General features: G+C 65.8%; 24 protein-coding genes and 1 tRNA gene. 17 read left to right on the plus strand and 8 right to left on the minus strand.

The features are described from left to right. Positions 1-12: 12 nt before the first annotated feature. The 8 genes from mepA to QAZ22_RS03945 all read left to right on the plus strand — a co-directional run bounded on the left by mepA (position 13) and on the right by QAZ22_RS03945 (position 8,874). Complete coding sequence (gene mepA / locus QAZ22_RS03910; RefSeq protein ID WP_278205659.1) at positions 13-1,095, plus strand: penicillin-insensitive murein endopeptidase; 1,083 nt, start codon at positions 13-15, stop codon at positions 1,093-1,095. Positions 1,096-1,455: 360 nt separating this feature from the next. Further along, positions 1,456-2,475, plus strand: a complete 1,020-nt coding sequence (locus QAZ22_RS03915) for a glucokinase (protein WP_278205660.1) — start codon at positions 1,456-1,458, stop codon at positions 2,473-2,475. A gap of 350 nt (positions 2,476-2,825) precedes the next feature. Further along, positions 2,826-4,697 (plus strand): ABC transporter ATP-binding protein, encoded by a 1,872-nt coding sequence (locus QAZ22_RS03920; protein WP_278205661.1) that lies wholly within the window; start codon positions 2,826-2,828, stop codon positions 4,695-4,697. Further along, positions 4,694-5,515, plus strand: a complete 822-nt coding sequence (gene dapB, locus QAZ22_RS03925) for a 4-hydroxy-tetrahydrodipicolinate reductase (RefSeq protein ID WP_278205662.1) — start codon at positions 4,694-4,696, stop codon at positions 5,513-5,515. The genes QAZ22_RS03920 and dapB overlap by 4 nt, the downstream gene beginning before the upstream one ends. An 84-nt stretch (positions 5,516-5,599) precedes the next feature. Continuing rightward, the gene (locus QAZ22_RS03930; protein WP_278205663.1) at positions 5,600-6,220 is read left to right on the plus strand and encodes a 2,3-bisphosphoglycerate-dependent phosphoglycerate mutase; all 621 of its coding nucleotides are present in this window, start codon (positions 5,600-5,602) and stop codon (positions 6,218-6,220) included. Positions 6,221-6,645: 425 nt separating this feature from the next. Next, a tRNA-Leu gene (locus tag QAZ22_RS03935) sits at positions 6,646-6,730 on the plus strand. A 147-nt stretch (positions 6,731-6,877) separates the two neighbouring features. Next, positions 6,878-8,569, plus strand: coding sequence for a cyclic nucleotide-binding domain-containing thioredoxin-disulfide reductase (locus tag QAZ22_RS03940; RefSeq protein WP_278205664.1), 1,692 nt, complete (start codon positions 6,878-6,880; stop codon positions 8,567-8,569). After that, a complete protein-coding gene (locus QAZ22_RS03945) occupies positions 8,569-8,874 on the plus strand; it encodes a UBP-type zinc finger domain-containing protein (RefSeq protein WP_278205665.1) in 306 nt (101 codons plus the stop codon). The genes QAZ22_RS03940 and QAZ22_RS03945 overlap by 1 nt, the downstream gene beginning before the upstream one ends. A gap of 39 nt (positions 8,875-8,913) precedes the next feature. On the opposite strand, the gene QAZ22_RS03950 is transcribed toward QAZ22_RS03945, so the two are convergent. From QAZ22_RS03950 to QAZ22_RS03970, 5 genes are all read right to left on the minus strand, one after another. After that, complete coding sequence (locus QAZ22_RS03950; RefSeq protein WP_278208017.1) at positions 8,914-9,096, minus strand: hypothetical protein; 183 nt, start codon at positions 9,094-9,096, stop codon at positions 8,914-8,916. A 431-nt stretch (positions 9,097-9,527) separates the two neighbouring features. Next, positions 9,528-10,343, minus strand: coding sequence for an aspartate/glutamate racemase family protein (locus QAZ22_RS03955; protein WP_278205666.1), 816 nt, complete (start codon positions 10,341-10,343; stop codon positions 9,528-9,530). A 53-nt stretch (positions 10,344-10,396) separates the two neighbouring features. Next, entirely contained in the window at positions 10,397-11,638 is a 1,242-nt protein-coding gene (locus QAZ22_RS03960; protein WP_278205667.1) for a D-amino acid dehydrogenase, read from the minus strand. 359 nt (positions 11,639-11,997) lie between these two features. Beyond that, positions 11,998-13,167 (minus strand): cystathionine gamma-synthase, encoded by a 1,170-nt coding sequence (locus QAZ22_RS03965; RefSeq protein WP_278205668.1) that lies wholly within the window; start codon positions 13,165-13,167, stop codon positions 11,998-12,000. Continuing rightward, entirely contained in the window at positions 13,164-14,600 is a 1,437-nt protein-coding gene (locus tag QAZ22_RS03970) for a pyridoxal-phosphate dependent enzyme (protein WP_278205669.1), read from the minus strand. Before QAZ22_RS03970 ends, QAZ22_RS03965 begins: the two co-directional genes overlap by 4 nt. Before the next feature lie 529 nt (positions 14,601-15,129). Between QAZ22_RS03970 and QAZ22_RS03975 the strand changes: the two genes are divergently transcribed. Beyond that, positions 15,130-15,459, plus strand: a complete 330-nt coding sequence (locus QAZ22_RS03975; protein WP_278205670.1) for a hypothetical protein — start codon at positions 15,130-15,132, stop codon at positions 15,457-15,459. After that, a complete protein-coding gene (locus tag QAZ22_RS03980; protein ID WP_278205671.1) occupies positions 15,456-16,103 on the plus strand; it encodes a cysteine hydrolase in 648 nt (215 codons plus the stop codon). Before QAZ22_RS03975 ends, QAZ22_RS03980 begins: the two co-directional genes overlap by 4 nt. A gap of 119 nt (positions 16,104-16,222) precedes the next feature. Here the strand turns inward: QAZ22_RS03980 and QAZ22_RS03985 are convergent, their stop codons facing one another. Further along, the gene (locus QAZ22_RS03985; protein ID WP_278205672.1) at positions 16,223-16,576 is read right to left on the minus strand and encodes a helix-turn-helix domain-containing protein; all 354 of its coding nucleotides are present in this window, start codon (positions 16,574-16,576) and stop codon (positions 16,223-16,225) included. 111 nt (positions 16,577-16,687) lie between these two features. On the opposite strand from QAZ22_RS03985, the gene QAZ22_RS03990 reads away from it, so the two are divergent. Together QAZ22_RS03990 and QAZ22_RS03995 are read left to right on the plus strand one after the other, a co-directional pair. Further along, the gene (locus QAZ22_RS03990; RefSeq protein ID WP_278205673.1) at positions 16,688-16,822 is read left to right on the plus strand and encodes a hypothetical protein; all 135 of its coding nucleotides are present in this window, start codon (positions 16,688-16,690) and stop codon (positions 16,820-16,822) included. Between the two features lie 177 nt (positions 16,823-16,999). Beyond that, positions 17,000-17,458 (plus strand): type 1 glutamine amidotransferase domain-containing protein, encoded by a 459-nt coding sequence (locus tag QAZ22_RS03995; protein ID WP_278205674.1) that lies wholly within the window; start codon positions 17,000-17,002, stop codon positions 17,456-17,458. A gap of 76 nt (positions 17,459-17,534) precedes the next feature. On the opposite strand, the gene QAZ22_RS04000 is transcribed toward QAZ22_RS03995, so the two are convergent. Further along, entirely contained in the window at positions 17,535-18,875 is a 1,341-nt protein-coding gene (locus QAZ22_RS04000) for an FAD/NAD(P)-binding protein (protein ID WP_278205675.1), read from the minus strand. 690 nt (positions 18,876-19,565) lie between these two features. Between QAZ22_RS04000 and tauA the strand changes: the two genes are divergently transcribed. From tauA to QAZ22_RS04025, 5 genes are all read left to right on the plus strand, one after another. Further along, positions 19,566-20,579: a taurine ABC transporter substrate-binding protein gene (gene tauA / locus QAZ22_RS04005; protein ID WP_278205676.1), complete on the plus strand. Its 1,014-nt coding sequence runs from the start codon at positions 19,566-19,568 to the stop codon at positions 20,577-20,579. 168 nt (positions 20,580-20,747) lie between these two features. Further along, entirely contained in the window at positions 20,748-21,521 is a 774-nt protein-coding gene (locus QAZ22_RS04010) for a taurine ABC transporter ATP-binding protein (protein ID WP_278205677.1), read from the plus strand. Beyond that, positions 21,518-22,378, plus strand: coding sequence for an ABC transporter permease subunit (locus tag QAZ22_RS04015; RefSeq protein WP_278205679.1), 861 nt, complete (start codon positions 21,518-21,520; stop codon positions 22,376-22,378). Before QAZ22_RS04010 ends, QAZ22_RS04015 begins: the two co-directional genes overlap by 4 nt. 21 nt (positions 22,379-22,399) lie before the next feature. After that, positions 22,400-22,600, plus strand: a complete 201-nt coding sequence (locus QAZ22_RS04020; RefSeq protein WP_278205680.1) for a hypothetical protein — start codon at positions 22,400-22,402, stop codon at positions 22,598-22,600. 41 nt (positions 22,601-22,641) lie between these two features. Next, entirely contained in the window at positions 22,642-23,571 is a 930-nt protein-coding gene (locus QAZ22_RS04025) for a TauD/TfdA family dioxygenase (RefSeq protein WP_278205682.1), read from the plus strand. Positions 23,572-23,745: 174 nt separating this feature from the next. Here QAZ22_RS04025 and QAZ22_RS04030 read toward each other — a convergent pair whose 3' ends face one another. Then, positions 23,746-23,931: a hypothetical protein gene (locus tag QAZ22_RS04030; RefSeq protein WP_278205683.1), complete on the minus strand. Its 186-nt coding sequence runs from the start codon at positions 23,929-23,931 to the stop codon at positions 23,746-23,748. Positions 23,932-24,000: the final 69 nt, after the last annotated feature.

Consider the following 24,000-nt stretch of genomic DNA (forward strand, 5'->3'; position numbering starts at 1 on the left):
GGACCCGACCTGATGACGTTGCGATCGCTGCCCGACAGGAGGCCGTTCCTGACCGCCGCGCTTGCGCTGATGACCTTGGCCGCGCTGGCGGCGGCCGCGATTTCGGCCGAACCACGTGCAAAAGACCTGTTCGGCGCCAAGAAGCTGCCGGCGGTAGCGCCCGCGCAATCCTTCGGCTTCTACTCCAAAGGCTGCTTTACCGGCGGCGTCGCCCTGCCGATGGACGGACCGAGCTGGGAAGTGATGCGCCCGTCGCGCAATCGTCGCTGGGGCCATCCGGCGATGATTGCGCTGATCGAGAAGCTCGCGCGCGACGCCCAGACGGACGGCTGGCCGGGGCTTCTGATCGGCGACGTCTCTCAGCCGCGCGGCGGGCCGATGATGACCGGCCACGCCTCGCACCAGATCGGCCTCGACGCCGACATCTGGCTGACGCCGATGCCGAGGCGCCCGCTGACGTTTGCCGAGCGCGAGAATATGAGCGCCACGCTGATGGTCGACGAGAAGACGCATCTGGTGAAGGACGCGCTGTGGACGCCGGCGCATACGCGGCTGCTCAAGCGCGCGGCGAGCTACCCGGAAGTCGAGCGCATCCTGGTCAATCCGGGCATCAAGAAGAAACTTTGCGATACGGTCACCGGGGACCGCTCGTGGCTGCGCAAGATCCGCCCGTTCTGGGGCCATGACTATCATTTCCACATGCGCATCGGCTGCCAGCCTGGCTCGCCCGGCTGCAAGGCGCAGGAGGCGACGCCCGACGACGACGGCTGCGGCAAGCCGCTGGCCTGGTGGTTCGCCGAGGAGCCCTGGCGCCCGAACAAGAACCCGGATGCGCCGAAGGCCCGCGACCTGATGACCATGGCCAATTTGCCGAAAGAGTGCCAGGCGGTGCTTGCCGCTCCGGATGCACCGTCGCTGGCGGCCGTCACCTATCAGGGCGGCGGCGCGGCAGCGGTCGCGGCGGCCAAGCCGGAACCGACCGTACCAGCCGAGACGATCTCCAGCGACAACTCCGCGATGCCTGCGGCGGCAAGCGCCTTCGCACCGACACCGAAGATCGGCATTCCGTTGCCAAGGCCAAGGCCGGGGAACTGACGCCGGGGCATTTCGCCCTGACGGGCCAATTGTCGAACCAGGCGCTGCCCCTCATCGCCCTGCCGGGCACTTCTCCCCGTATAGTGACGGGGAGAAGGGGCTGGCCGCAACCTCGGCGCTCTTCCTGCGACGTTGGTGATTGGCGAAATCGGTGGCGACAGGGCCCCCTCTCCCCGTCACTATACGGGGAGAGGATGCCGGCAGGCAGGTGAGGGGCAGTGCCAACGCCGGAAAAATGGGACGAGTACGGAATTCGAACCTGAAACGATTGCTCCGGAACTGGCGCCAACCGGCTTTCCCTTTGCCGGCCCATGCGCTAGTTCAACCCAACAGACGGCCGGAACGGGGCGAACAAAGAGCATGGTTGGCGAAGACGATACAGCGTTGCGGTTTCCGGTCCTGATCGGCGACATCGGCGGCACCAATGCGCGCTTCTCGATCGTGCTGGACGCCAATTCGGAAGCGACCGAGCCGCAGATCGTCCAGACGGCCAATTTCAAGACCATCGACGAGGCGATCCAGGCGGCGGTGCTAGACCGCTCGTCGATCCAGCCGAATTCGGCGGTGCTGGCGGTGGCCGGCCCGGTCGACGGCGACGAGATCCGGCTCACCAACTGTCCCTGGGTGGTCAAGCCGCACCAGATGTTTGCCAATCTGGGCTTGAGCGAGATCTTGGTGCTCAACGATTTCGAGGCACAGGCGCTGGCCGTGGTGGCGCTCGGCGAAGAGCATATGGAGAAGATCGGCGGCGGCACGCCCGAGCCCAGTGCCGGCCGGGTCGTGCTCGGCCCCGGAACCGGGCTCGGCGTCGCCGGGCTGATCTACGCGCTTCGCCACTGGATACCGGTGCCGGGCGAGGGCGGGCATATGGACATCGGCCCGCGCACGCCGCGCGACTTCGAGGTGTTCCCGCATATCGAAAAGCTCGAGGGCCGCATCTCCGGCGAGCAGATCCTGTGCGGTCGCGGGCTGGTCAATCTCTATCGCGCGGTGGCCAAGGCCGACGCAAAGCCGGCGCCTTTCACCACGCCGGCGGAAGTCACCGCGGCAGCGCTCGCCAAATCCGATCCGGTGGCGGAAGAGGCGCTGTCGCTGTTCGTCACCTGTCTCGGCCGCACCGCGGGTGATCTGGCGCTGGTGTTCATGAGCCGCGGCGGCGTTTTTCTCACCGGCGGCATCGCGCAAAAAATCGTGCCGGCGCTGAAAGCCGGCAATTTCCGCGCCGCTTTCGAGGACAAGGCACCGCACAGCGCGCTGATGCGCGCAATGCCGGTCTATGTCATCACCCACCCGCTGGCGGCGCTGCTTGGTCTCGCCGCCTATGCCAGGACGCCGTCGCTGTTCGGCGTCCAGACGGCGGGGCGGCACTGGCGGACGTGAGGCTGGCGCGGTCAGGCCCAGATGTCTGAAAGGCCTGTGCCAAGTACCCCCCTCTGTCCTGCCGGACATCTCCCCCTCAAGGGGGGAGATCGGACGTCACTGCGGCTTTCGCCAATCGCCAACATTGCAGGATCGAGCGAAGCGCTAAAGCTGCCAATCTCCCCCCTTGAGGGGGAGATGGCCGGCAGGCCAGAGGGGGGTGCCTGGCGCCGGCCTCCAAAATAAAATCATCCTTCGCCGCCTCCGCGACGCCGCGACGAAGTTTCGCCATAGGCAAGCCGTGGCCGGGGCGCTAAGAGGGGGACCGAAAAAGCCGCCCCGTCCTGTCAGAACCACGAAGCGCTCCCGATTTGACACTTGAAACCCCAAGCAAGCAAAAGGCCCGGCCCGGCGAGGTCAATGCGGTGCTGCGCCGTATTCTCGCCGAGAACGGTCGTGACCATCGCTGGTCCTATGTCGTCGTCATCGCCTGCTCGCTGCTGGTCTCGGGCACGACGGCGTTCTCGGCCTGGGTCATGGCGCCGATGGTCAACCAGATATTCTACGAGCGGCGTGGCGACGCGATCGTGTGGATTTGCGCAGGCTTCATGGGAGCTTTCGTGCTGCGCGGCTTCGCCGGCTACGGCCAGGCCGTGGCGCTGGCCAAGATCGGCAACAATCTGGTGGCGCGCTACCAGAAGCGCATCTTCGACCACCTGATGAAGCTCGGCGTCGGCTTCTTCAACGACACGCGTTCGGGCCGACTGGCGGCGCAGGTCAACGAGAATGTCGGCGGCATTCGCGACCTGCTGTCCCTGACCCTGACGTCGATCACCCGCGACGCGGTCACGCTGGTCGGCCTCGTCGGACTCATGATCTACCAGGACCCGGTATTGTCGCTGAGCTCGCTGCTGATCGGACCGCCGCTGATCTGGGCCGTGGTCTACATCACCCGTCGCGTGCGGCAAATCAACCGGGAATCCGTGCTGATCAATTCCCGGCTGATCGGCGCCATCCAGGAGGCCACGCAAGGCATCGCCATCGTCAAGGCCTTCACCATGGAGGGAGAGCTGGCGCGGCGCATCGACCACATGGCGGACACGGCGGAGCAACGCAGCAACAAGATCGCCCGCGTCTCGGAGCGGCTGTCGCCCATCTCCGACATGCTGGCCGGTCTCGCCGTCACCGCCGTCATCGCCTATTCCGGTTATCGCGCGCTGGTTCTCGGGCAGCCGCCAGGCGCGGTCTTCTCCTTCATCACCGCGCTGATCCTCGCCTACGATCCGGCGAGGCGACTGGCGCGCATGCAGGTCGGCATGGAGCGGGCCCTGGTCAACGCTCGCATGATCTACGAGCTGCTCGACCTCGAACCGCAACAGGAGGACGCGCCCGACGCCGTCGAGGCGAAAATCACCAGCGGCGAGGTACGCTTCGACAACGTCTCGTTCGGCTATTCCGCCGACATGCCGGTGCTCAGGAACCTGAGCTTCACCGCCGGCGCCGGCAAGGTCACGGCGATCGTCGGCGCGTCGGGCGCCGGCAAGTCGACACTGGTGGCGCTCCTGCAGCGCTTCTACGACGTCGACCAAGGCAGCATCGTGGTCGACGGCCAGGACATCGCCAAGGTGACCAAGCAGTCGCTGCGCGGCTCGATCGCCTATGTCTCGCAGGCGCCCTATCTCTTCGAAGGCACGATCCGCGACAACATCCGCTACGGCCGGCTGTCGGCCAGCGACGCCGAGATCGAGCTGGCGGCGCAACAGGCGGCCGCCGACGAGTTCATCCGCCAGCAGCCTCAGGGCTACGACACGCCGGTCGGCGAGAACGGCGTGACGCTGTCGGGCGGCCAGCGCCAGCGCGTCTCGATCGCCCGCGCCATAGTGCGCCAGGCGCCGATCCTGCTGCTCGACGAGGCGACGTCGGCGCTCGACAACGAAGCGGAAGCGCGCGTCCAGGAAGCGCTGACTCATGTCATGGAAGGGCGCACCACCATCGTCATCGCGCACCGGCTGTCGACGGTGGTCAATGCCGACCACATCATCGTGCTGGAGGAAGGCCGGCTGGTCGAGGAAGGCACGCATGCCTCGCTGATGGCCGACCCGCACAGCGTCTACGCCCGCTTCCACCGGGTCCAGGGCAACAAGGGGCTGGGGCTTGTCGATGACGCCAAGGCAAGCCAGACTTCGGGCCAAACTCCGTTGCCGCGCAGCCGCGCGAAGAAGGTCGTCGGGAGAAACGCATGAGCGAAGCAGGCGATATGGGCCTGGTGGTGGTGGGCGCCGCCGGCCGGATGGGCCAGACGCTGATCCGCGCCATCCACTCCATGCCCGGCGCGCGCGTCGCCGCAGCGGTGGAACGGCCGGGCTCGCCCTATCTCGGCAAGGATGCCGGCGAGCTCGCCGGCATCGGCATCATCAACGTGCCGATCGTCGACGACCCGCTGCCGGCCTTCGCCAAGGCCGACGGCGTTCTGGACTTCACGGCGCCTGGCGCAAGCGTCGAATTCGCCGGCTACGCCGCGCAGGCGCGCATCGTCCATGTCATCGGCACGACCGGCTGCTCGGCCGACGACGATGCGAAGATCGCGGCTGCCGCGCGCCACGCGACGATCGTCAAATCCGGCAATATGAGCCTCGGCGTCAATCTTCTGGCAGTGCTGGTGGAGCAGGCCGCGCGCGCGCTCGAGCCGCAAGATTTCGACATCGAGATCCTGGAGATGCACCACAAGCACAAGGTCGACGCGCCGTCCGGCACGGCGCTGCTGCTCGGCGAGGCGGCGGCGAAGGGCAGGGGGATCGCGCTCGAGGACAACAGCGTGCGGGCGCGCGACGGCCATACCGGCGTGCGCAAGGCCGGCACGATCGGCTTCGCCACCTTGCGCGGCGGTTCGGTGGTCGGCGAGCACAGCGTGATCATTGCCGGCACCGGCGAGCGCATCACGCTCTCCCACCAGGCCGAGGACCGGGCGATCTTCGCCCGCGGCGCCGTAAAAGCGGCGCTTTGGGCCCGCGCGAAGAAGCCCGGGCTCTATTCCATGCGGGACGTGCTCGGCCTGAGCTGAGGCATCCTGTCGTATTTCGTTCTCGCGCAATTCCGGACGGCTGCACAGTTTTCGCGGAATTGCGCAAACCCTAGAGGAGCAAACATGTCGGGAACTCTCGTGCTCGTGCGCCACGGCCAGAGCGAATGGAACCTGCAGAACCTGTTCACCGGCTGGCGCGACGTGGGTCTGACCGAGCAGGGCAACGCGGAAGCGCTCGCCGCGGGCGAGAAGCTGAAGGCGCGCGGCCTGAAGTTCGACATCGCCTACACCTCGGCGCTGAAGCGGGCGCAGAAGACCTGCCAGATCATCCTCGACGTGGTCGGCCAGGGCGATCTGAAGACCATCCGCGACCAGGCGCTCAACGAACGCGACTATGGCGACCTTTCCGGCCTCAACAAGGACGACGCGCGCAAGAAATGGGGCGAGGAGCAGGTGCATATCTGGCGCCGCTCCTATGACGTCGCGCCGCCCGGCGGCGAAAGCCTGAAGGACACCGGCGCGCGCGTATGGCCCTATTACCTGCACGACGTGCAGCCGCATGTGCTGCGCGGCGAAACGGTGCTGGTCGCAGCCCACGGCAATTCGCTGCGCGCGCTGATCATGGCGCTGGACGGCAAGAGCGGCGAGGAAATCGTCAAGCTCGAGCTCGGCACCGGCGTGCCGGTGATCTACAAGCTCAACGCCGATTCGACAGTGGCGAAGAAGGAAGTGCTGGAGGGGTGAGGCTCTGGCCTCCTTGTGGCGGTCAGAGGGCAGGCGGGCGATCTCCGAGGGCATTCCCAGCACGTTTGTTTCCGTCCCGCCCTCACCTTTTCGGCGTTGGCGCTGCCCCTCACCTGCCTGCCGGCATCCTCTCCCCGTATAGTGACGGGGAGAGGGGCGCTCTCTTCGCCGGTTTCGCCAATCTTCAGCGTTGCAAGACGAGAGCCAGCGTTGCGGCCAGCCCCTTCTCCCCGTCACTATACGGGGAGAAGGTGCCGGCAGGCGGATGAGGGGCGGCGCCGACGCCCCGAAACTAAGCCGGCAGGCTGCGGACGTTTCTTAATCGAGCATGATCTTTTCCGAAACTGGGTTCCCACTTTGGGGATCATGCTCTGAAAAAAGCGCGTTGACACGTATCGCTTGCCCGCTTACATGAGCGCCCACCAGCCCAGATGGCGGAATTGGTAGACGCGCACGGTTCAGGTCCGTGTTCCGCAAGGAGTGGAGGTTCGAGTCCTCTTCTGGGCACCATCCTTCGCTCTTCGAGCTTCGGATGGCAGGCCATCCCGGAGTTCCAAGAGCGATGGGGGTCACCGGCGCCGTCGGCAGCCAACAACCTCCTCTTCCGGCCGAACAAACCGCTTCAAACCCGGCGGCCATAACGCTACGGTCCGCCCCATGGCCCTCTCCGTCAGTCCGACCATTGCCGCCCGCCGCGACCAGATGTTTCCCGTGCTCGCCGACGCGGATATCGAGCGCATGCGTCGTTTCGGCGAAGCGCGCAGCTATGCCGCCGGCGAGCATATCGTCACCGCCGGCACGGTCTCGCCCGGGCTGATCCTCATCCTGTCGGGCAAGGTCGACATTACGCAGGCCGGCGGGCTCGGCCCGCGCGAGGCGATCATCACCTACGGCGCCGGCAACTTCATCGGCGAGCTGGCGCAGCTTTCGAGCCGACCGTCGCTGGTCAGTGCGGAGGCGGCCGGGCCGGTCGAGGCGATCGTCATCCCCTCGCAGCGGCTGCGCGACCTGATGGTGCAGGAGGCGAATCTCGGCGAGCGCGTCATGCGGGCGCTGATCCTGCGCCGCGTCGGCCTGCTCGAGAGCGGTATCAGCGGGCCGATCGTCATCGGCCCTCCGGGCAATGGCGACGTGCTGCGGCTTGAGGGATTTCTGCGCCGCAGCGGCCTGCCGCACCGCGCTCTCGATTCCGACACCGACCCCTGCGCCAAAACGTTGATCGAGCGTTTTCATGTCGATCCCCACCATCTGCCGATCGTGCTCTGCCCGAACGGCAAGCTGCTGCACAATCCGGGCGAGGGCGACCTTGCCCGCTGTGTCGGCCTGCTGCGGCCGGTCGACGCCGACAAGGTCTACGACGTGGCCATCGTCGGCGCGGGGCCGGCGGGGTTGGCGGCCGCGGTCTATGCCGCCTCCGAAGGGCTGTCGACGATCGTGTTCGACTGCCGTGCCTTCGGTGGCCAGGCAGGTGCTTCCTCACGAATAGAGAACTATCTCGGCTTCCCGACCGGCATCACGGGGATGGCGCTGATGGCGCGCGCCTACAACCAGGCGCAAAAATTCGGCGTCGAGATGGTGATCCCCGATGAAGCCAAATTGCTCGGCGCCGCCGACGACATGACCGGCTACCGGCTCGATGTCGGCGACGGCGAGGCCGTGCGCGCCCGCACTGTGGTGATCGCCAGCGGCGCACGCTACCGCCGCCTCGACATCGCCAACCTGGCGCAGTTCGAGGGGACGTCCGTGCATTATTGGGCCTCGCCGATCGAGGCACGGCTTTGCCGGGACCAGGAGGTGGCGCTGGTCGGCGCCGGCAATTCGGCCGGCCAGGCGGCGGTCTATCTGGCGAGCCAGGTGCGCAAGGTGACGCTGCTGGCGCGTCGCGACAGCCTCGACGCCACCATGTCGCGCTATCTGGTCGAGCGCATCGAGGCGCAGCCGAACATCGAAGTGCTGCCCGAGACCGAGATCGAGGCGCTGGACGGCCACGAAGGCAATCTGGAGGAAGTGCGGTGGCGCAGCCGGGCGACCGGCGTGGCGACGACGCGCCCCATCCGCCATGTCTTCCTGTTCATCGGCGCCGACCCGAATACCGACTGGCTGACGCGTTGCGACGTGGCGCTGGACGCCAAGGGTTTTGTCCGCACCGGAGCGGACGTGGCGCCGGGACACGGCCCGATGGAGACCAGCCGCAGCGGCGTGTTCGCCATCGGTGACGTGCGCTGCGGCTCGACCAAGCGCGTCGCCGCCGCCGTCGGCGAAGGCGCCCAGGTGGTTGCGGCGCTGCATGCCTATCTGGCGCAAAATGGCGGCCGCGCCAGTCATCCCGAATTGACGAGGAGATCGTGATGGACGAATGCAGGCATACGGACGACATCCAGGACGTGACGCCGAGCGCGCTCGGCTGCGAGGAATGCCTGAAGAGCGGCTCCTGGTGGGTGCATCTGAGGCTCTGCCGCACCTGCGGCCATGTCGGATGCTGCGACGACTCGCCCAACCGCCACGCCACCAAGCATTTTCATGCCACCCAGCATCCCATCATCGAAGGTTACGACCCGCCGGAAGGCTGGGGCTGGTGCTATGTCGACGAGGTGTTCATCGACCTCGGCGAGCGAACGACGGCGCAGAACGGCCGAATCCCGCGCTTTGTCTAGATTGCGCGGAACACCGGCGGGTGTCGGTCGTCAGGCCGCCTATTTCACCGAACTTGTCACGGTCCGGTCGATGGCGGCGGGATCGTGGTCATTGCCGGCGAGTGCGCCGATGATCAGCAGGCTGACGATGATCGGGACAAACAGAATGGCGACACGCGCCTGCACGTAGAAAATGGTGCGCCATTCATTGCGCTTTTCGGGGCTGTCGTTCATCGCGCTCACTCTGTCCTGCCTCCCGGAGCGGGACATAGTAGCGAAGCGTTAAACATCTCCTTCCGATTCCGTTAACGGAGGGCGATCTCATGTAACCGCGTAGGCAGAGCCGGCCCCTCTCGTCCGCTTCGCGGCCACCTCTCCCCATTTTGTCTAGGGCATGCACACATCTTCTATGACTGGCGTGACTGATCGGGCCGAGGCTTGATTGCCACGTGGTTCCCCCAATCCGTCGCTGCTTCGCAGCGCCACCTTTCCCCCCTCCGGAGGGAAAGGAAGGGAGCGTTGCTGGACGAGCGTTGAGGCCAAAAAGCTTGGCGCCTTTCCTCTACCCCGTCGATCGGGGGAGAGGTGGCTCGGCGAAGCCGAGACGGAGTGGGGGTCGACCAGCGCTACATTGGACAATGTATGACGGTCCCCTGAAAAGTTCGCCGCGCTGATTACAGTGCCGGCAGCGCAAACAATCTGCCACCTGCCGGCACGACGTCGTCGATGCCGGCGAGCCGCAGGCAGTGCCAGGCCATGGCGTGGTTCGAGGAAGTGACGGGGATGCTGATCTTCCGTTCGAGCTCCGCCACCGCCTCGGCAACGCGCAGGCTGGTGCAGGAGATGAAGATCGCGTCCACTCCCGGCGCCGCCGCCATGCGCTCGGCCGCCGCCTCGATCGAGGCAAGCGAGATACGAGCCGCCTCGCGGTCGTCGCGCCGGTTGAAGGTGGCGACGGCGGCGATGTCGAGGCCGCGGCCGGTGAAATAACGGACCAGGCCCTGGTTGATCTCGGGGGCGTAGGGCGTGAGCAGCCCGATGCCCTTGGCGCCGAGCGCCTTGAAGGCGGCGAGCGCGCCGGTGACCGGCGTGGTGCAGGCGACGCCCGGCCGCGCCTTCCTGATCTCGGCGAACACGGCCTCCTCGCCGAGCGTCATGGTGGCCGAGGTGCAGCCGAAGCCGACGACGTCGAGCGGAATGCTGGGCAGGATGAGGTCGACGGTCGGCGCGATGCGCGGGCCGATGGCGCGCAGCGTGTCGGGCGTGATGTCGTTGTCGTTGAAGAGCCGGGCTTCGTAGAAGGCGACGCCCGGAATGCGCACCAGCGCGCGGAACTCGTGCTCCAGCGTCTGGTCGGTGGCGAGGATCGCAAGGCCGATCGCCGCGCGCGAGGCAAGGCCGCCGTCGAGCTCCGACGGCAAGATGCCGAGGTCGACCGGCTTGGGATCGACCGGTGCCGAAGATTCAAGGCGGGCTGCGCTGACAGACATGGCATTCCCCTTCTCGTCGATCTCGGTTCGGTTCCCGTTTGGAATCCGACCGTTCAGTTCAAAAGTCCATCCATCGAAATGGCCGGCTTGCGGCCGGCGATCAGATCGGCGGTGATGCGGGCCGAGCCGTGCGACATGGTCCAGCCGATATGGCCGTGCCCGGTGTTGAGATAGAGGTTGCCGAGGCGCCGCCGTCCGAACTCGGGCAGATTGTTCGGCGTCATCGGCCTCAGGCCCGCCCACATCTCGGCGCGGTCATAGTCGGCGCCCTCGGGATAAAGCTCCTGCGTAACGCCCTTCATGAAACCGAAATCGGCCGGCTTGTGGCTGGTGTCGTAGCCGGCGAATTCGGCCGTTGCGGTGACGCGTATGCGGTCGCCGAAGCGCGAGACGGCGACCAGATTGTGCTCGTCGACCGAAGCGATGGTCGGCGGATGCGGCCGGTTGCCGACGGGAATGGTCAGCGAATAGCCCTTGATCGGATAGATCGGCAGGCTGATGCCGATCGTTTTTGCGATCAGCGGGCTGTAGGAGCCGAGCGCCAGGACATAGGCGTCGCCCCTGAAGTTGCCCTTGTCGGTGAGCACCCGGGTGACGCCGTCGCCCGAAGTCTCGATGCCGGTGATCGTCGTTCCCGTGTGGATCACGCCGCCGCGCTCCAAGACCTTGGCGGCAAGCGCCCGGGTGAATTTTGCAGGATCGCCGGTCTCGTCGGTCGGGCAATGGATGCCGCCGGCGATTTTTTCCTTCGCCGAGCCAAGCGACGGGTCGAGCGCGACGACGCCGGCGCGGTCGAGCACCCTGATCTCCTGCCCGTCGGATTCCAGCAGCTTCATATGCTCGACGCCCTTGTCGAGCGCCTGCTGGCTGCGGTGGAAATAGAGGATGCCGCGATCGTTGCGGTCATAGTCTATCTGCTCGTCGGCGATTACCTCGTGCAGGACCGATTGCGAATAGGCGGCAAGGCGATGCTTGAGCAGCGTGTTGCGCCGGGCCTTCTCGGCCGTGCATTCCATCAGGAACAGCCACGACCAGCTATAGAGCCTGGGATCGGCCGAGAGCTTGAAGCGCAGCGCCTGATCCTTCAGCACCAGCGATTTCAAAAGGATCATCGGCGCCTTGGGCGACGACCAGACGAAGGAATGGCCGGGAGCGATCATGCCGGCATTGCCCCAGCTGGTCTCGGCGGCGACTTCGGCGCGGCGCTCGAGGATGACGACCTCGTGCCCGTCCTTCTGCAACTGGTAGGCGGTGGTGACGCCGACAACGCCGCCACCCAACACGATCACGCGCATCACGCCTCCGGAGATCGCAAGCTGGCTCACTGTAAGGTGTAAGCTGCAGTCTGCAATGGCACACATACGGAGTGTCGGCGGGACAGCGCCCGGTGGGGTGAGCGCTTCTGGCGACGACGTTGGAGATTGGCTGATGGCCCTCGTGACGTCGTCATACTCGGGCTTGACCCGAGTATCCATGCCGTGACCTCCGCCGTAGGGTGCAACGGAGCAGAATTCTGAGGTGCAGCAACGCCTTAGCGTCGCGGCATGGATTCTAGGGTCTGCGCGCGTCGCTTCGCTCCTTGCTCCGCCCTAGAATGATCGAAGGACAGGTCGCCAGGACAGAGAGGGGCGCGAAGGATCGCGACGAAGGCTGTTTATCCCCCCAACGCTTGCTCCAAATCCGCAATCAAATCATCCCCATCCTCAATTCCACAGGACAACCGCACCAGCGAATCGGAGATGCCGATCGCGCCGCGCTTTTCGGCCGGAATCGAGCCGTGCGTCATCAGCGCCGGATGCTCGATCAGGCTTTCGACGCCGCCGAGGCTCTCGGCCAGCGTGAAGAGCTGCGTGCGTTCGAGGAAGCGTTTGGTGCCGGCAAGGTCGCGGTCGAGATCGACCGAGATCATGCCGCCGAAGGCGTGCATCTGGCGCTTGGCGATCTCGTGCTGCGGGTGGCTGGCAAGCCCGGGATAGATGACGCGGCGCACGTCCTTCCGGCCTTCCAGCCATTGCGCGATCTTCAGGCCGTTCGCCGAATGGCGCTCCATCCTCAGCGCCAGCGTCTTGATGCCGCGCAGCGCCAGAAAACTGTCGAACGGGCCGGAAATGGCGCCGATGGCGTTCTGCAGGAATTTCAGCCGGTCGGCCAGATCCTTGTCGTCGCCGACGACCGCCACGCCGCCGACCATGTCGGAATGGCCGTTCAGGTATTTCGTCGTCGAATGGACGACGATGTCGATGCCGAGCTCCAGCGGCCGCTGGATGTAGGGGCTGGCGAAGGTGTTGTCGGCGACGGTAAGCAGACCCTTACGCTTTGCAAGCGCCGCAAGGCCTTCGAGATCGACGATGCGCAGCAGCGGATTGGTCGGCGTCTCGACCCAGAGCAGCTTTGTCTCGGGCCGGATCGCGGCTTCGACCGCCGCCAGATCGGTGAAGTCGGCGAAACTCACTTGAAGCCCGGCCGAGCGCTTGCGCACCCGCTCCATCAGTCGGAACGAGCCGCCATAGATATCGTCGGTGGCAACGATATGAGCGCCGGCATCGAGCAGCTCCAGCAGCGTTCCGATCGCCGCCAGACCGGAGGCGAAGGCGAAGGCTTTCGTGCCGCTTTCGAGATCGGCCACCGCGCGCTCGAAGGCGAAGCGCGTCGGGTTCTGGCTGCGGGCATATTCAAAGCCCTTGTGCACGCCGGGCGACTGCTGGCCGTAGGTGGAGGTGGCGTAGATCGGCACCATCACCGCGCCGGTGGTCGGGTCGTGGCTCTGGCCGCCATGAATGGTGCGGGTGGAAAAGGCCAGGCGGTTCCTGCCAGATGTCGTCATTTTGCGCGGCGCCTCAGATGGTTGATCAGGTCGATACGGGTTATCAGGCCGATGAACTCCTCGCCATCGAAGACGATGGCGACCTCGTTGCGGTCGAAGACGGGTAAGAGCGCATCGAGCGTCTGGCTGGCCTGCAGCGTGTGCAGGCTCGACGTCATGGCCGTGCGCACCGGCGCGTTGAAACGGTCCCAGCGGCCATCATAGGGGCCGTCGACCTTGGCCAGGATGTCACTCTCGTCGACGATGCCAACCAGCTTGCCGTCGTCGAGCACCGGCAATTGCGAGACATCGGAGCGGCGCATGCGGCCATAGGCGTTGAGCAGGGTTTCCTCGGGACCGACGGTCACGATGTCACCGGTGCGCGGCGAGCGCATGACGAGGTCGCGCAGGTCGCCATGCTGCTCCTGGTCGGCCAGGCCCTGCTCGGCCAGCCAGATGTCGTCGAACACTTTCGACAGATATTTGTTGCCGCTGTCGCACACCAGCGTGACGACACGCTTCGGCGTCGTCTGCTCGCGGCAATAGCGAAGCGCTGCCGACAGAAGCGTGCCGGAGGACGAGCCGGCCAGGATGCCCTCGCGGGACAGGAGATCGCGCACCGCCAGCATGCTCTGCTTGTCGGTGATGGAATAGGCCTTCTTGACCAGCGAGAGGTCGGCATTGGGCGGCACGAAATCCTCGCCTATGCCTTCGACGGTCCAGCTTCCGGCCTCTTCCATCTTGCCGGTCTTGATCAGCGGCGCCAACACCGAGCCGACCGGATCGGCCAGCACCATCTCGGTTTTCGGAGAATGTTTTGCGAAATAGCGGCCGAGCCCGGTGAGCGTGCCGCCGGAGCCGACGCCGACCACCACCGCATCGACGTCGCCGTCGAGCTGGGTAAAAATTTCCGGGCCGGTGGTGGTCTCGTGCGCCAGCGGGTTTGCCGGGTTGGCGAACTGGTTGGCATAGAAGGCGCCGGGCAGCTCGGTGGCGATCTTCTCGGCCATGTCCTGGTAATATTCGGGATGGCCCTTGCCGACGTCGGAACGGGTCATGCGCACTTCGGCGCCTAAAGCGCGCAGATGCTGGATCTTCTCGCGCGACATCTTGTCGGGCACGACGAGGATTATGCGGTAGCCTTTGGGGATGCCGACCTGGGCGAGGCCGAGGCCGGTGTTGCCGGCGGTCGCCTCGACGATGGTGCCGCCGGGCTTCAGCCGGCCCGCCTTCTCGGCCGCCGCGATCATCGACAACGCGATGCGGTCCTTGATCGAGCCGCCGGGATTCTGGCTTTCCAGCTTGATGAACAGCCGGCACTTGCCGGTGTCGAATTTGGTGAGCTCGACAACCGGCGTCTGGCCGATCAGGTCGAGCACCGAGGCGTAGGGCGGACGCAGCCGCGCCAAATTGCCTTCCGCGCCGTCCGGCGCCGCTTTCCTGTGCACGCTCATCTCGGACCCTCCATGGAAGCAAGTTCGACGCGGGTTACAATCTCGCGCATGATGCCGGCCGGACTCCATTCCGGCTTCACGCATCACACAGGAGCGTCTTTTCCAGCCCTTTTGGCTTGGAAAGAAGATAGATCGTGCCAATCCGGCGGCGAGTGGGGGAATGGAATTTCGCGAGGTGCGTAATCTGCCCCCTCGCGGGGGAGATGTCGCCGAAGGCGACAGAGGGGGTCACCGCGCGTGAAGCGCTAACCTCCCTCTGCAGCAGGTAGGTCGAGCCCGGTCGAAACGACCCCTCTGCCTGCCGGCCATCTCCCCCTCAACGGGGGAGATTACGCTTCAATTGCCGCCTAGCCCCTCGATCCCAATCAGGAATCCGGATTACCGAGGCCGGCGAGATGGCGGCATCTTGCCGACCGATCACCACAGCGGCCAACCACCGCGATGCTTCAACGAACCATGTGGTTCGTTGCCGCTGCCTTTTCCACCATGCTAGCCGAATTCCGCGCGGGGCCAACGCAAGGAGCAGCCGATGAAGATTCTTGCCTATGACAATTTCAAGCCCGGCGTCACGCTCGACGATCTGCGGCCCTATCTGCGCGACGAGGTCTCGAATGTCTGGCGGCTTTGGAAGGCAGGCATCGTGCGCGAGAATTATGCGCGCGCCGATGTCGGCGGCGTCATTATCGTCTTCGAGCTCGACAGCATCGAGGAAGCCAGGCGCTACACCGACGATTTCCCGCTGTCCAAGGCCGGGTTGCTGGAATGGCACTTCATCGCCTTCGACGCGCCGCTGCCGCTCGAATTCCTGTTCGACCCGACCGTCGACATCGCCAAGCCCTGGGATCGGACGGCGGCATGATCTGGTCAAGCGAAGGCATCGAGATCCCGACCAGCATGGCCGAATGGTGCGATCCGCGCCGCATGGCGCTGGTCGTCTACGACATGCAGGTCGGCATCTGCCGCCAGGTCGCAGGCGCGGCGACGATCATCGAACGCACCGGCACGGCACTGGAAGCGGCGCGCTCGGCCGGCATGCGGGTGGCGTTCACGCGCCATCTGTCGCTGCCGAAGAAATGGATGGGCGCCACGCAGTTGCGCACCGCCATGGCCTGGCAGCGGCAGGGCGATCCCGCTGCGGTAGAGCCATGGTTTCTGCGCGACGCCGAAGCGACGCGGATCGTACCCGAACTGGAGCCGCGCCCCGACGAGGCGGTGTTCGACAAGCTAACCATGTCGGCCTTCGATTCCACCGCCTTCGGCTTTGCCTTGCGTGACTGCGGCGTGCGCGCCGTGGCGCTCGCCGGCATCGCCATGGAGATCGGCATCGAGCCGACGGTGCGCCAAGCGACCGACAATGGCTTCGTGGCCGTTCTGATCGATGACGCCTGCGGCTTCGGCAACCGGGAAGCGCGCGACCGCTCGCTGGCCACGCTTCGTTTCCTCGGCGAAGCGGTTGTCACCGATGCCGCGGGCTTTTGCGGCGCGCTTGCCAGCACGGTCTGAGGAAGTGGGCTTGTCAATGCATGTCGCGCAAAAAGTGCGCAGCGGTTTTGCGATAACGGACATGCATAAAAACAAAGACTTAAAGCGCGTCGCCTGAATCCGCTTCGGCGCGACGCGCTTTAGGCGGCGGCTTCGACATCGGTGCGGAAGCGCACGCCCTCGGCGCGGCCATGCACGCTGCCCCAGTCGTAGAGCGCCTGCAGCGCAGCGGCAAGGTCGTGGCCGCGCTCGGTCAAAGTATAGCGCCCCTTGCCGTCGGGCGATGCCTCGAGCCTGACGAAACCGATCTCGACGAGATCGCCCAGGCGCTGGGTCAGCATCTTGTCGGAAAGCGACGGGATCGTCCGGCGCAATTCGGAATAGCGCAGCGGCCGCTCCTTGATCCGGGCCAGGATCACCGTCTTCCACTTGCCGCCGAGTGCATCGAGCGCGAACTCGACCGGGCAGCCATAGAGTCTACCGCGTTGGGTCATGTGCAGATGGTAGGCAAGGCGGGGCCGCGACGAAAGCGGAAATTGCCCGGCCATGTGGCCAGATTGCCTTGTCCGACTTCGCAGGCAACACTTTCAGAAAGGAGTGCGACAATGAGCGTGCGGGATCCAAATCCGGTCAATGGGCGAAAACCCAAACGCGTGGCGATCATCATCGCCAATCCGGCCGTCTCGACCACGACCGGGTGGCCGGTCGGCTTCTGGTGGAGCGAACTCACGCATCCCTAGTTCGCCTTCACCGAACGCGGCTATCAAGTCGAGATCTTCTCGCCCGACGGCGGCAAGTGCGAGGCCGATGCGCTGAGCGACCCGCGCGATCCATCGGGCTATTCGGAGACCGACCTCATCTCGCTCGGCTTCATTTCGAGCCCGAAACTTTCTGCCCTGGTCGACAACACGCGACCGGTGGCCGAGATCGATGTCGAGCGCTTCGACGCAATCGTCGTCGCCGGCGGCCAGGCGCCGATGTTCACCTACGAGCGCGCTACCGATTTGCAGCGGATATTCGTCGCCTTCCATGAAGCCGGCAAGGTGGCCGCCGCGCTCTGCCATGGCACCGCCATCCTTCGCTACGCGAGGCACACCGACGGAACGCTGCTCGCCGCCGGCAAGACCGTCACCGGCTTTGCCAATGCCGAGGAGGACTTTGCCGACAAAGCCACCTGGGAGATGGGCGCGCTCGAACGCGGCAAGCATCTGATGCCGTGGCGAATCGAGGACGAACTCAAGGCGATCGGCGCCAACTATGTCCAGGCCGGCTTGTGGCGCGGCTTTGCCGTGCGCGACGGCAATCTCATCACCGGCCAGCAGAATTTTTCCGGCGCCGAGACCGCGCGGGTCGTCTGCGAGGCGCTTGGCGGCTGAAGGTCAAACCGGAACCTGGAGTATTTGTTTTTACGCAATTCCGGACGGAAAACCGGTACGCTTTTCCTGGAATTGCTCAGCCCAGCAATTGCTTGCTGAGCTTGGCGCATTGGACGCGGATGTCGGGAATGGCGTCGATCTCGAAGAAGGTGCCGCGCGTCAGCGGGCCGACGGCGAGGAGCTTCGACGACACCGTGCCGTCGGCCGCGATCAGCTCGCATCTGGCGGTGACGTCGAGGCCGAGGCGCAGCGGATCGGGACGGGCCAGGCCGCGCTCGACCAGCGAACGCACGAGCCCGTTCGACGTCTTCGAGATGTCGCGGGCAATGCCCATGCAGTCATAGATGCGCGCGACCTCGAGCCTTTCCTGCGCCTGCGTGCCGCGCTGCTGGATCGTGACGGTGAAGCCGTCGTTCGGTTCGATGTCCGCGACGCGTCCGGCAACGAGGCGGATGCGACCCGAGCCGACCGCTTCGGTGACACGCTCGTAAACCTCCGGCGCCATGCGGTGGCGATGGATGTCCCACCAGGCTTTGGTGTGCTCGACGAAGCGGCGTTTGGCCGAGGGCGGCCAGTTCTGCCAGATCTTCTGGTTGAAGGGCCTCAAGCCGTCGACGACGTCGCGCCAGTCGCCGCCGGCCTTCTGGTTCTCGCGGATCAGGTTGCGGAACCAGCCGACGAAATAGGAGAGCTGGGTGCCGAGCGGGATGTCGGCGACATCGAGCTTGATCGGGTTGCCCTTGCGATGCGGCGAGGGCAGCAGACCGCGCCGCGACACGGCGACGATCTCGCCGCGATGGCCGCGCTGCTCCAGCGAAAGAAAGGCGTCGACCATGCTGAGGCCCGTGCCGAGCACCAGCACGGGAGCCTGCGGGTCGAGCGCCGTGTCGGCCTCCGATCCCATCCGGATGGCGCGGCCCTGGAAGGCACCCGGCTGCTCGTCATGGCCGGTGGCCAAGACGGCAAGGTGGCCGACGACGCTGGTGCCGTTGGCCAGGGCCACCTCGACGCCCGACGGGGTCGGCGAGACCGACAGGCTCTCCTCGCGGATCAGCCGCAAACGGCCGCGCTCGCGCTCGCGGTCTTCGAGATCGTCGAGCAGCTCCTTCAGATAGCGGGCATAGAGGCTGCGCGGCGCATAGAACGGCCCCTGGTCCGGCAGGGCGAGGCCGCGCTCCAGCACCCAGCGCGCGAAATTGTCCGGATCGTCGGCATAGGCGCTCATGCCCGAGGCCTTGACGTTGAGCACATGCGCGGAAAGCAGCGTCGAATAGGCCATGCCCTGGCCGAAATGCGGACGCTTCTCGATCAGCGTGACGCGCAGATCGGGGTTCGGCGATTTGAGCAGATGCGCAGCCAGCACGACGCCGCTGGCGCCGCCGCCGACAATGATGATGGAATTGCCGCGTCCAACCATGGCTGAAATTCAGGAGGCTCGAGGGGCCGCGATCGGGCCTAGACAGCCGGGGCCGACTGCCATGAGGCAGCCGATGCCGCGGCCGGCCGGCCGGCGCCACGAACGAATAGCGGTATGCGATTCAGTTGGTCGCGCATCGTTCTCTCTCCCTAATGTCGATAAGATTACTATACTAACCCGTTCGCACACGAAAGCCGGTTTCAATTCCGCCGCTATCTGGGGCATGGATTTACCTGGAAAAGGTGACAGCGGGATTTTTGTTCGCAGCCTGACCAAGCGTATTGGTCGGCTTCGTCATCCTAGGGCGAAGCGACGCGAAGCGGAGCGCAGACCCTAGGATCCATTCCGTTACATTCATGATAGGTGCCACGATGCAGAACAAAGACCCGGCGCAACACCGGACAGTTCTGTACCGTAGCATCACCTCTATTTTACGGCATGGATTCTAGGGACGCGTCGCTTCGCTCCTTGCTCCGCCCTAGAATGACGACAGAAGGGACGGCTCGCCAATCTCCGAGAGGCTCCGGTCACCAAGCACCCGCGACCAACCTTTTGCGCCTCCGCCGCTGGTACCTAGCGACACTTTTCCAACAAAGCCCGTTTGGTTGGAAGGATTTAACTCTACAAACCCGATAGAATTAACAGACGATAGAAAGGCAATCCGGTTTTCTCCTTTGAATGGAGCCTTTCATGTCGACCATTTCCAGACGCATTCTTGTCCTGTCGTCGGCAGCGCTGGCAAGCGCCGCCCTGCTCGGCCCAGTCATGGCCGAGGATTTGAAAATCACCATCGGCTACCAGACGGTGGTCGAGCCCTCGAAGGTGCCGCAGGCAGATGGCGCCTATGAGAAGGCGACCAAGGCCGCGATCGACTGGCGCAAATTCGATTCCGGCGCCGACGTCATCGCGGCGATCGCTTCTGGTTCGGTCGACATAGGCTATGTCGGCTCGAGTCCGCTGGCTGCGGCCGCCAGCCGCGAGCTGCCGATTGAGACCATCTTCGTGGTCGGACTGATCGGGCCGTCGGAAGCGCTCGTCGCCCGCAACGGCGCCGGCATCGAGAAAGTCGCCGACCTCGCCGGCAAGAAGGTGGCGGTGCCGTTCGTTTCAACCACGCATTACAGCCTGCTCGCGGCGCTGAAGCACGAGGGCGTCGATGCCAAGGCGGTCGAGATCCTCAATCTCAGGCCGCCGGAAATCGCCGCCGCCTTCGCGCGCGGCGACATCGACGCGGCCTATGTCTGGGACCCGGCGCTCGGCCAGATCAAGACCTCCGGCAAGGTGGTGCTCGATTCCTCGCAAGTGGCGGCCTGGGGCGCGCCGACCTTCGACGCCTGGATCGTGCGCGCCGACTTCGCCGACAAGCATCCGGAAGCGGTGCGCGACTTCGTCAAGGTGACGGGCGAGGCTTATGCCCAATACCTGGCCAAGCCAGAGGCCTGGTCGGTCTCTTCGCCTGAGGCCGGCAAGATCGCCAAGATCACCGGCGCCAAGCTGGAAGAGGTGCCGGAACTGCTCAAGGGCTATGTCTTCCCGACGCTGGACGAGCAGGCCTCCGACAAGTTCCTCGGCGGCGGCACGGTCAAGGCGATCGCGGCGGCATCGGCCTTCCTCAAGGAGCAGGGCAAGATCGACGCGGTGCTGCCCGACTATTCGAAATACGTCACGACCAAATATGCCAGCGAGGCGCTCGCCTCGAACTGAGCTTTTCTCCAGGCAGTTCCGGAAGGAAGACCGCCCTTCCTGGAATTGCTCGACAAGCGCGGCCCTTCTTCCCTGGCCTTGCGCTTGCCTGTCCCGGAGCCGCTCACGAGGCGCGGCTTCGGGGCAGGCCCCTGACCCAGCGCTTGATCCAGCGGAGGTTTGAGCCCAATGCCGCATCTGACGCTCGACAAGGTCACCGTCCACTATGACGGCCAACCGGCGCCGGCGGTCGAACGCGTTTCGCTCGACATAGGCAAGGGCGACTTCGTCGTGCTGGTCGGCCGCTCGGGTTGCGGCAAGACCTCACTGCTCAACGTCGCTGCCGGCTTGGTGAAGCCGGCGCGCGGCCGGGCCATGATCGCCGGCCAGCCGATCACCGCGCCCGGACCCGACCGCGCCGTGGTGTTCCAGAATGACGCGCTGTTTCCCTGGCTGACCGCGCGGGAAAACGTCGCCTTCGCGCTTCGATTGCGCGGCGTGAGCGCCGACAGCCGGGCACGGCGCGCCGACGAATTGCTGTCGCTGGTCAAACTCGACGGCGCCGGCGACAGGCGCATCTGGGAACTCTCCGGCGGCATGCGCCAGCGCGTCGGCCTGGCGCGCGCGCTGGCCGCCGAACCCGAATTCCTGCTGCTCGACGAGCCGCTCGGGGCGCTCGACGCGCTGACGCGCGAACGCATGCAGACGACGCTGCTCGACCTCTGGTCGGCTGCCCAGGTCGGCGTGCTGATGGTCACGCACGGCATCGAGGAGGCGCTGGTGCTTGCCACCAGGGTCGTCGTGCTGGCGCCGGGACCCGGCCATGTGGTGCGCAGCTTCGAAACCCATTTCGGCCGGCGCTATGCCGCCGGCGAGCCGATTCGCGCGATCAAGGCGGATCCGGCCTTTGCCGCGGCCCGCTCGGAGCTGACCGACGCGATCTTCGAGGGAGAGGCGGCATGAGCGTCGGCACCTACAGCGAACGACGGGAAGCCAAAGCCGGCGAGCGCGATGGATTCTCGGTGCCATGGTCGCGGCCGCGACGCGACCGGACGGGCATTTCGGCACGGCTGGTCAGCGCCATAACCATCCTCGTCCTGTTGGCCGCTTGGACGGTGTCGGCCCGGCTGCAACTGGTCTCGCCGGTCTTCCTGCCATCGCCCGCCGCCGTCTGGGCAAAGTTCGTCGTCGTCGCCCGCGACGGTTTCGTCGACGCGACGCTGATCCAGCACGTCGCCGCCAGCCTCTGGCGCGTGTTCGCCGCGCTGATCGCGGCGATCGTCGTCGGCATTCCGATGGGGCTCGCCATCGGCATCAGCAGGGTCGGACGCGGCGTGTTCGATCCGCTGCTCGAGTTCCTGCGGCCTATCCCGCCGCTCGCCTATCTGCCGCTGATCGTCATCTGGTTCGGCATCGGCGAACCGTCGAAGATCCTGGTGATCGCCATCGCCATGCTGGCGCCGGTGGCGCTGTCGACCGCCGCCGGCGTGCGCGGCGTGTCGCGCGAGCGCATCGACGCGGCGCGTTCGCTCGGCGCGACCCGGAGCCAGCTTGTCCGCCATGTCGTGCTGCCCAGCGCGCTGCCCTCGATCCTCACCGGCCTGCGCATCGCGCTCGGCGCCGGCTGGTCGACGCTGGTGGCGGCCGAGCTGGTGGCGGCGACGCGCGGGCTGGGCTTCATGATCCAGTCGGCCGCGCAGTTCCTGGTCACCGATGTCGTGGTGATGGGCATCCTGGTGATCGCGACGATCGCCTTCGCGCTGGAATTCGTCATCCGCAGGATCGAGCGCGCGCTGGTGTCCTGGGCGGGGCGGGAATGATCCGAGCCAAGGAGAATGACGATGGCCCATTCCACCGCAGTGCTTTTCGCGCATCTCGGCCGCTCGCTCGGGCACTGGCTTCTGCACCTTCCCGACGAGGACAAGCCGTCACGGGACGACGCGCCCCGATCGCCGGCGCCGGTCCGGCTCGACGCGGAGCGCGGCCGCCTGCCGCCACACGACGAGAGTTTCTACTGGGCCTGGCAATACTGGTCGCAGTGACCGGCCCTTTCCCTTCCCCAACCAGCAAAGAGGAGATCCCCATGAGCAACCTAGCCGCCGTCGACCAGGTCATTCCGCCAACCGACATCTTTCCGCTGACCGCCCGCGTGGGCGCGGAAATCAGGGGCATCCAGCTTGGCGGAAGCCTGTCGGGCGCCACCATCGCGGCGATCAACCAGCTGCTTTTGAAGCACAAGGTCGTCTTCTTCCGTGGCCAGGAGCATCTCGACGATTCCGAGCATGAGCTGTTCGCGCGGCGCCTGGGCGATCTCGTGCCGCATCCCACGCAAGGGCCGGTGTCGGGCACCGCCTCGATCCTCAATCTGGATTCGAGCCGCGGCGGCGGCCGCGCGGACCAATGGCACACGGACGTCACCTTCGTGGACGCCTATCCGAAATTCTCCGTGCTTCGCGGCGTCGTCATTCCCGCGGCCGGGGGCGATACCATCTGGTCCAACACGCACGCCGCCTATGAAAGCCTGCCGGCGCCGCTCAAGCTGCTGGCCGACAATCTCTGGGCCATCCACAGCAATGCCTACGACTATGCCGCCGTGCGGCCTCGCGCCACCGCCGAGGAAAGGAAGCATTTCGAGGAGGTCTTCACCTCGACCGTCTACGAAACCGAGCACCCCGTCGTGCGCGTGCATCCGGAAACCGGCGAGCGCTCGCTGTTGCTCGGCAATTTCGTCCAGCGCTTCGTCGGCCTGTCGAAGAGCGACTCCGCCAAGCTCTATGAATTGTTCCAGAGCTATGTGACGACGCCCGAAAACACCGTGCGCTGGCGCTGGCAGGCCGGTGACGTCGCGATCTGGGACAATCGGGCCACCCAGCATTACGCGGTGAACGACTATGGCGACCAGCACCGGATCGTGCGCCGCGCCACCGTCGACGGCGATGTGCCGGTGAGCGTCGACGGACGCCGCAGCGTCACTCACGTCAAGACGGCCAAGCCGGCGGCAAAGGCCGCGTGAAGGCAGGCGCGGCACCACCCCTTCTCCCCTTGTGGGAGAAGGTGGATCGGCGCGTAGCGCCGAGACGGATGAGGGTGCTCCAGCGGAGTGAGACGCCGGCTTTCCCTGGAACACCCCTCATCCGTCGCCTTCGGCGACACCTTCTCCCACAAGGGGAGAAGGGGGCCTTTTCCCTCAAACGCGCGGGCGGTTCGCCCAGCCGAGGCCGAGCAGGCCGACCAGCGCGGTGACGAGGCCGATGTAGAGCCATTGTCTCTGGCCGGTCATGAAGCTGCCCTGGACCAGCCCGAGCCCCTGCAGCGACCACAGCACACCGATCGCCAGCACGAGCAGCGCCAGCAAATTCCCGATCAATCGCATCAGCGAGATCCCCCTGGAAAGTCGATCCTCCACCGGAATGCGCGCGCAATAAAGGAGGGAAAGGAAGCC

Source organism: Mesorhizobium sp. WSM4906 (assembly GCF_029674625.1).
Classification (GTDB): domain Bacteria; phylum Pseudomonadota; class Alphaproteobacteria; order Rhizobiales; family Rhizobiaceae; genus Mesorhizobium.

Bases quoted from the DNA above. Each gene is read 5' to 3' on its own strand.
- mepA (WP_278205659.1), top strand. From the start codon at position 13: ATGACGTTGCGATCGCTGCCCGACAGGAGGCCGTTCCTGACCGCCGCG.
- QAZ22_RS03915 (WP_278205660.1), top strand. From the start codon at position 1,456: ATGGTTGGCGAAGACGATACAGCGTTGCGGTTTCCGGTCCTGATCGGC.
- dapB (WP_278205662.1), top strand. From the start codon at position 4,694: ATGAGCGAAGCAGGCGATATGGGCCTGGTGGTGGTGGGCGCCGCCGGC.
- QAZ22_RS03930 (WP_278205663.1), top strand. From the start codon at position 5,600: ATGTCGGGAACTCTCGTGCTCGTGCGCCACGGCCAGAGCGAATGGAAC.
- QAZ22_RS03940 (WP_278205664.1), top strand. From the start codon at position 6,878: ATGGCCCTCTCCGTCAGTCCGACCATTGCCGCCCGCCGCGACCAGATG.
- QAZ22_RS03945 (WP_278205665.1), top strand. From the start codon at position 8,569: ATGGACGAATGCAGGCATACGGACGACATCCAGGACGTGACGCCGAGC.
- QAZ22_RS03955 (WP_278205666.1), bottom strand. From the start codon at position 10,343: ATGTCTGTCAGCGCAGCCCGCCTTGAATCTTCGGCACCGGTCGATCCC.
- QAZ22_RS03960 (WP_278205667.1), bottom strand. From the start codon at position 11,638: ATGCGCGTGATCGTGTTGGGTGGCGGCGTTGTCGGCGTCACCACCGCC.
- QAZ22_RS03965 (WP_278205668.1), bottom strand. From the start codon at position 13,167: ATGACGACATCTGGCAGGAACCGCCTGGCCTTTTCCACCCGCACCATT.
- QAZ22_RS03970 (WP_278205669.1), bottom strand. From the start codon at position 14,600: ATGAGCGTGCACAGGAAAGCGGCGCCGGACGGCGCGGAAGGCAATTTG.
- QAZ22_RS03975 (WP_278205670.1), top strand. From the start codon at position 15,130: ATGAAGATTCTTGCCTATGACAATTTCAAGCCCGGCGTCACGCTCGAC.
- QAZ22_RS03980 (WP_278205671.1), top strand. From the start codon at position 15,456: ATGATCTGGTCAAGCGAAGGCATCGAGATCCCGACCAGCATGGCCGAA.
- QAZ22_RS03985 (WP_278205672.1), bottom strand. From the start codon at position 16,576: ATGACCCAACGCGGTAGACTCTATGGCTGCCCGGTCGAGTTCGCGCTC.
- QAZ22_RS03990 (WP_278205673.1), top strand. From the start codon at position 16,688: ATGAGCGTGCGGGATCCAAATCCGGTCAATGGGCGAAAACCCAAACGC.
- QAZ22_RS04000 (WP_278205675.1), bottom strand. From the start codon at position 18,875: ATGGTTGGACGCGGCAATTCCATCATCATTGTCGGCGGCGGCGCCAGC.
- tauA (WP_278205676.1), top strand. From the start codon at position 19,566: ATGTCGACCATTTCCAGACGCATTCTTGTCCTGTCGTCGGCAGCGCTG.
- QAZ22_RS04010 (WP_278205677.1), top strand. From the start codon at position 20,748: ATGCCGCATCTGACGCTCGACAAGGTCACCGTCCACTATGACGGCCAA.
- QAZ22_RS04015 (WP_278205679.1), top strand. From the start codon at position 21,518: ATGAGCGTCGGCACCTACAGCGAACGACGGGAAGCCAAAGCCGGCGAG.
- QAZ22_RS04020 (WP_278205680.1), top strand. From the start codon at position 22,400: ATGGCCCATTCCACCGCAGTGCTTTTCGCGCATCTCGGCCGCTCGCTC.
- QAZ22_RS04025 (WP_278205682.1), top strand. From the start codon at position 22,642: ATGAGCAACCTAGCCGCCGTCGACCAGGTCATTCCGCCAACCGACATC.
- QAZ22_RS04030 (WP_278205683.1), bottom strand. From the start codon at position 23,931: ATGCGATTGATCGGGAATTTGCTGGCGCTGCTCGTGCTGGCGATCGGT.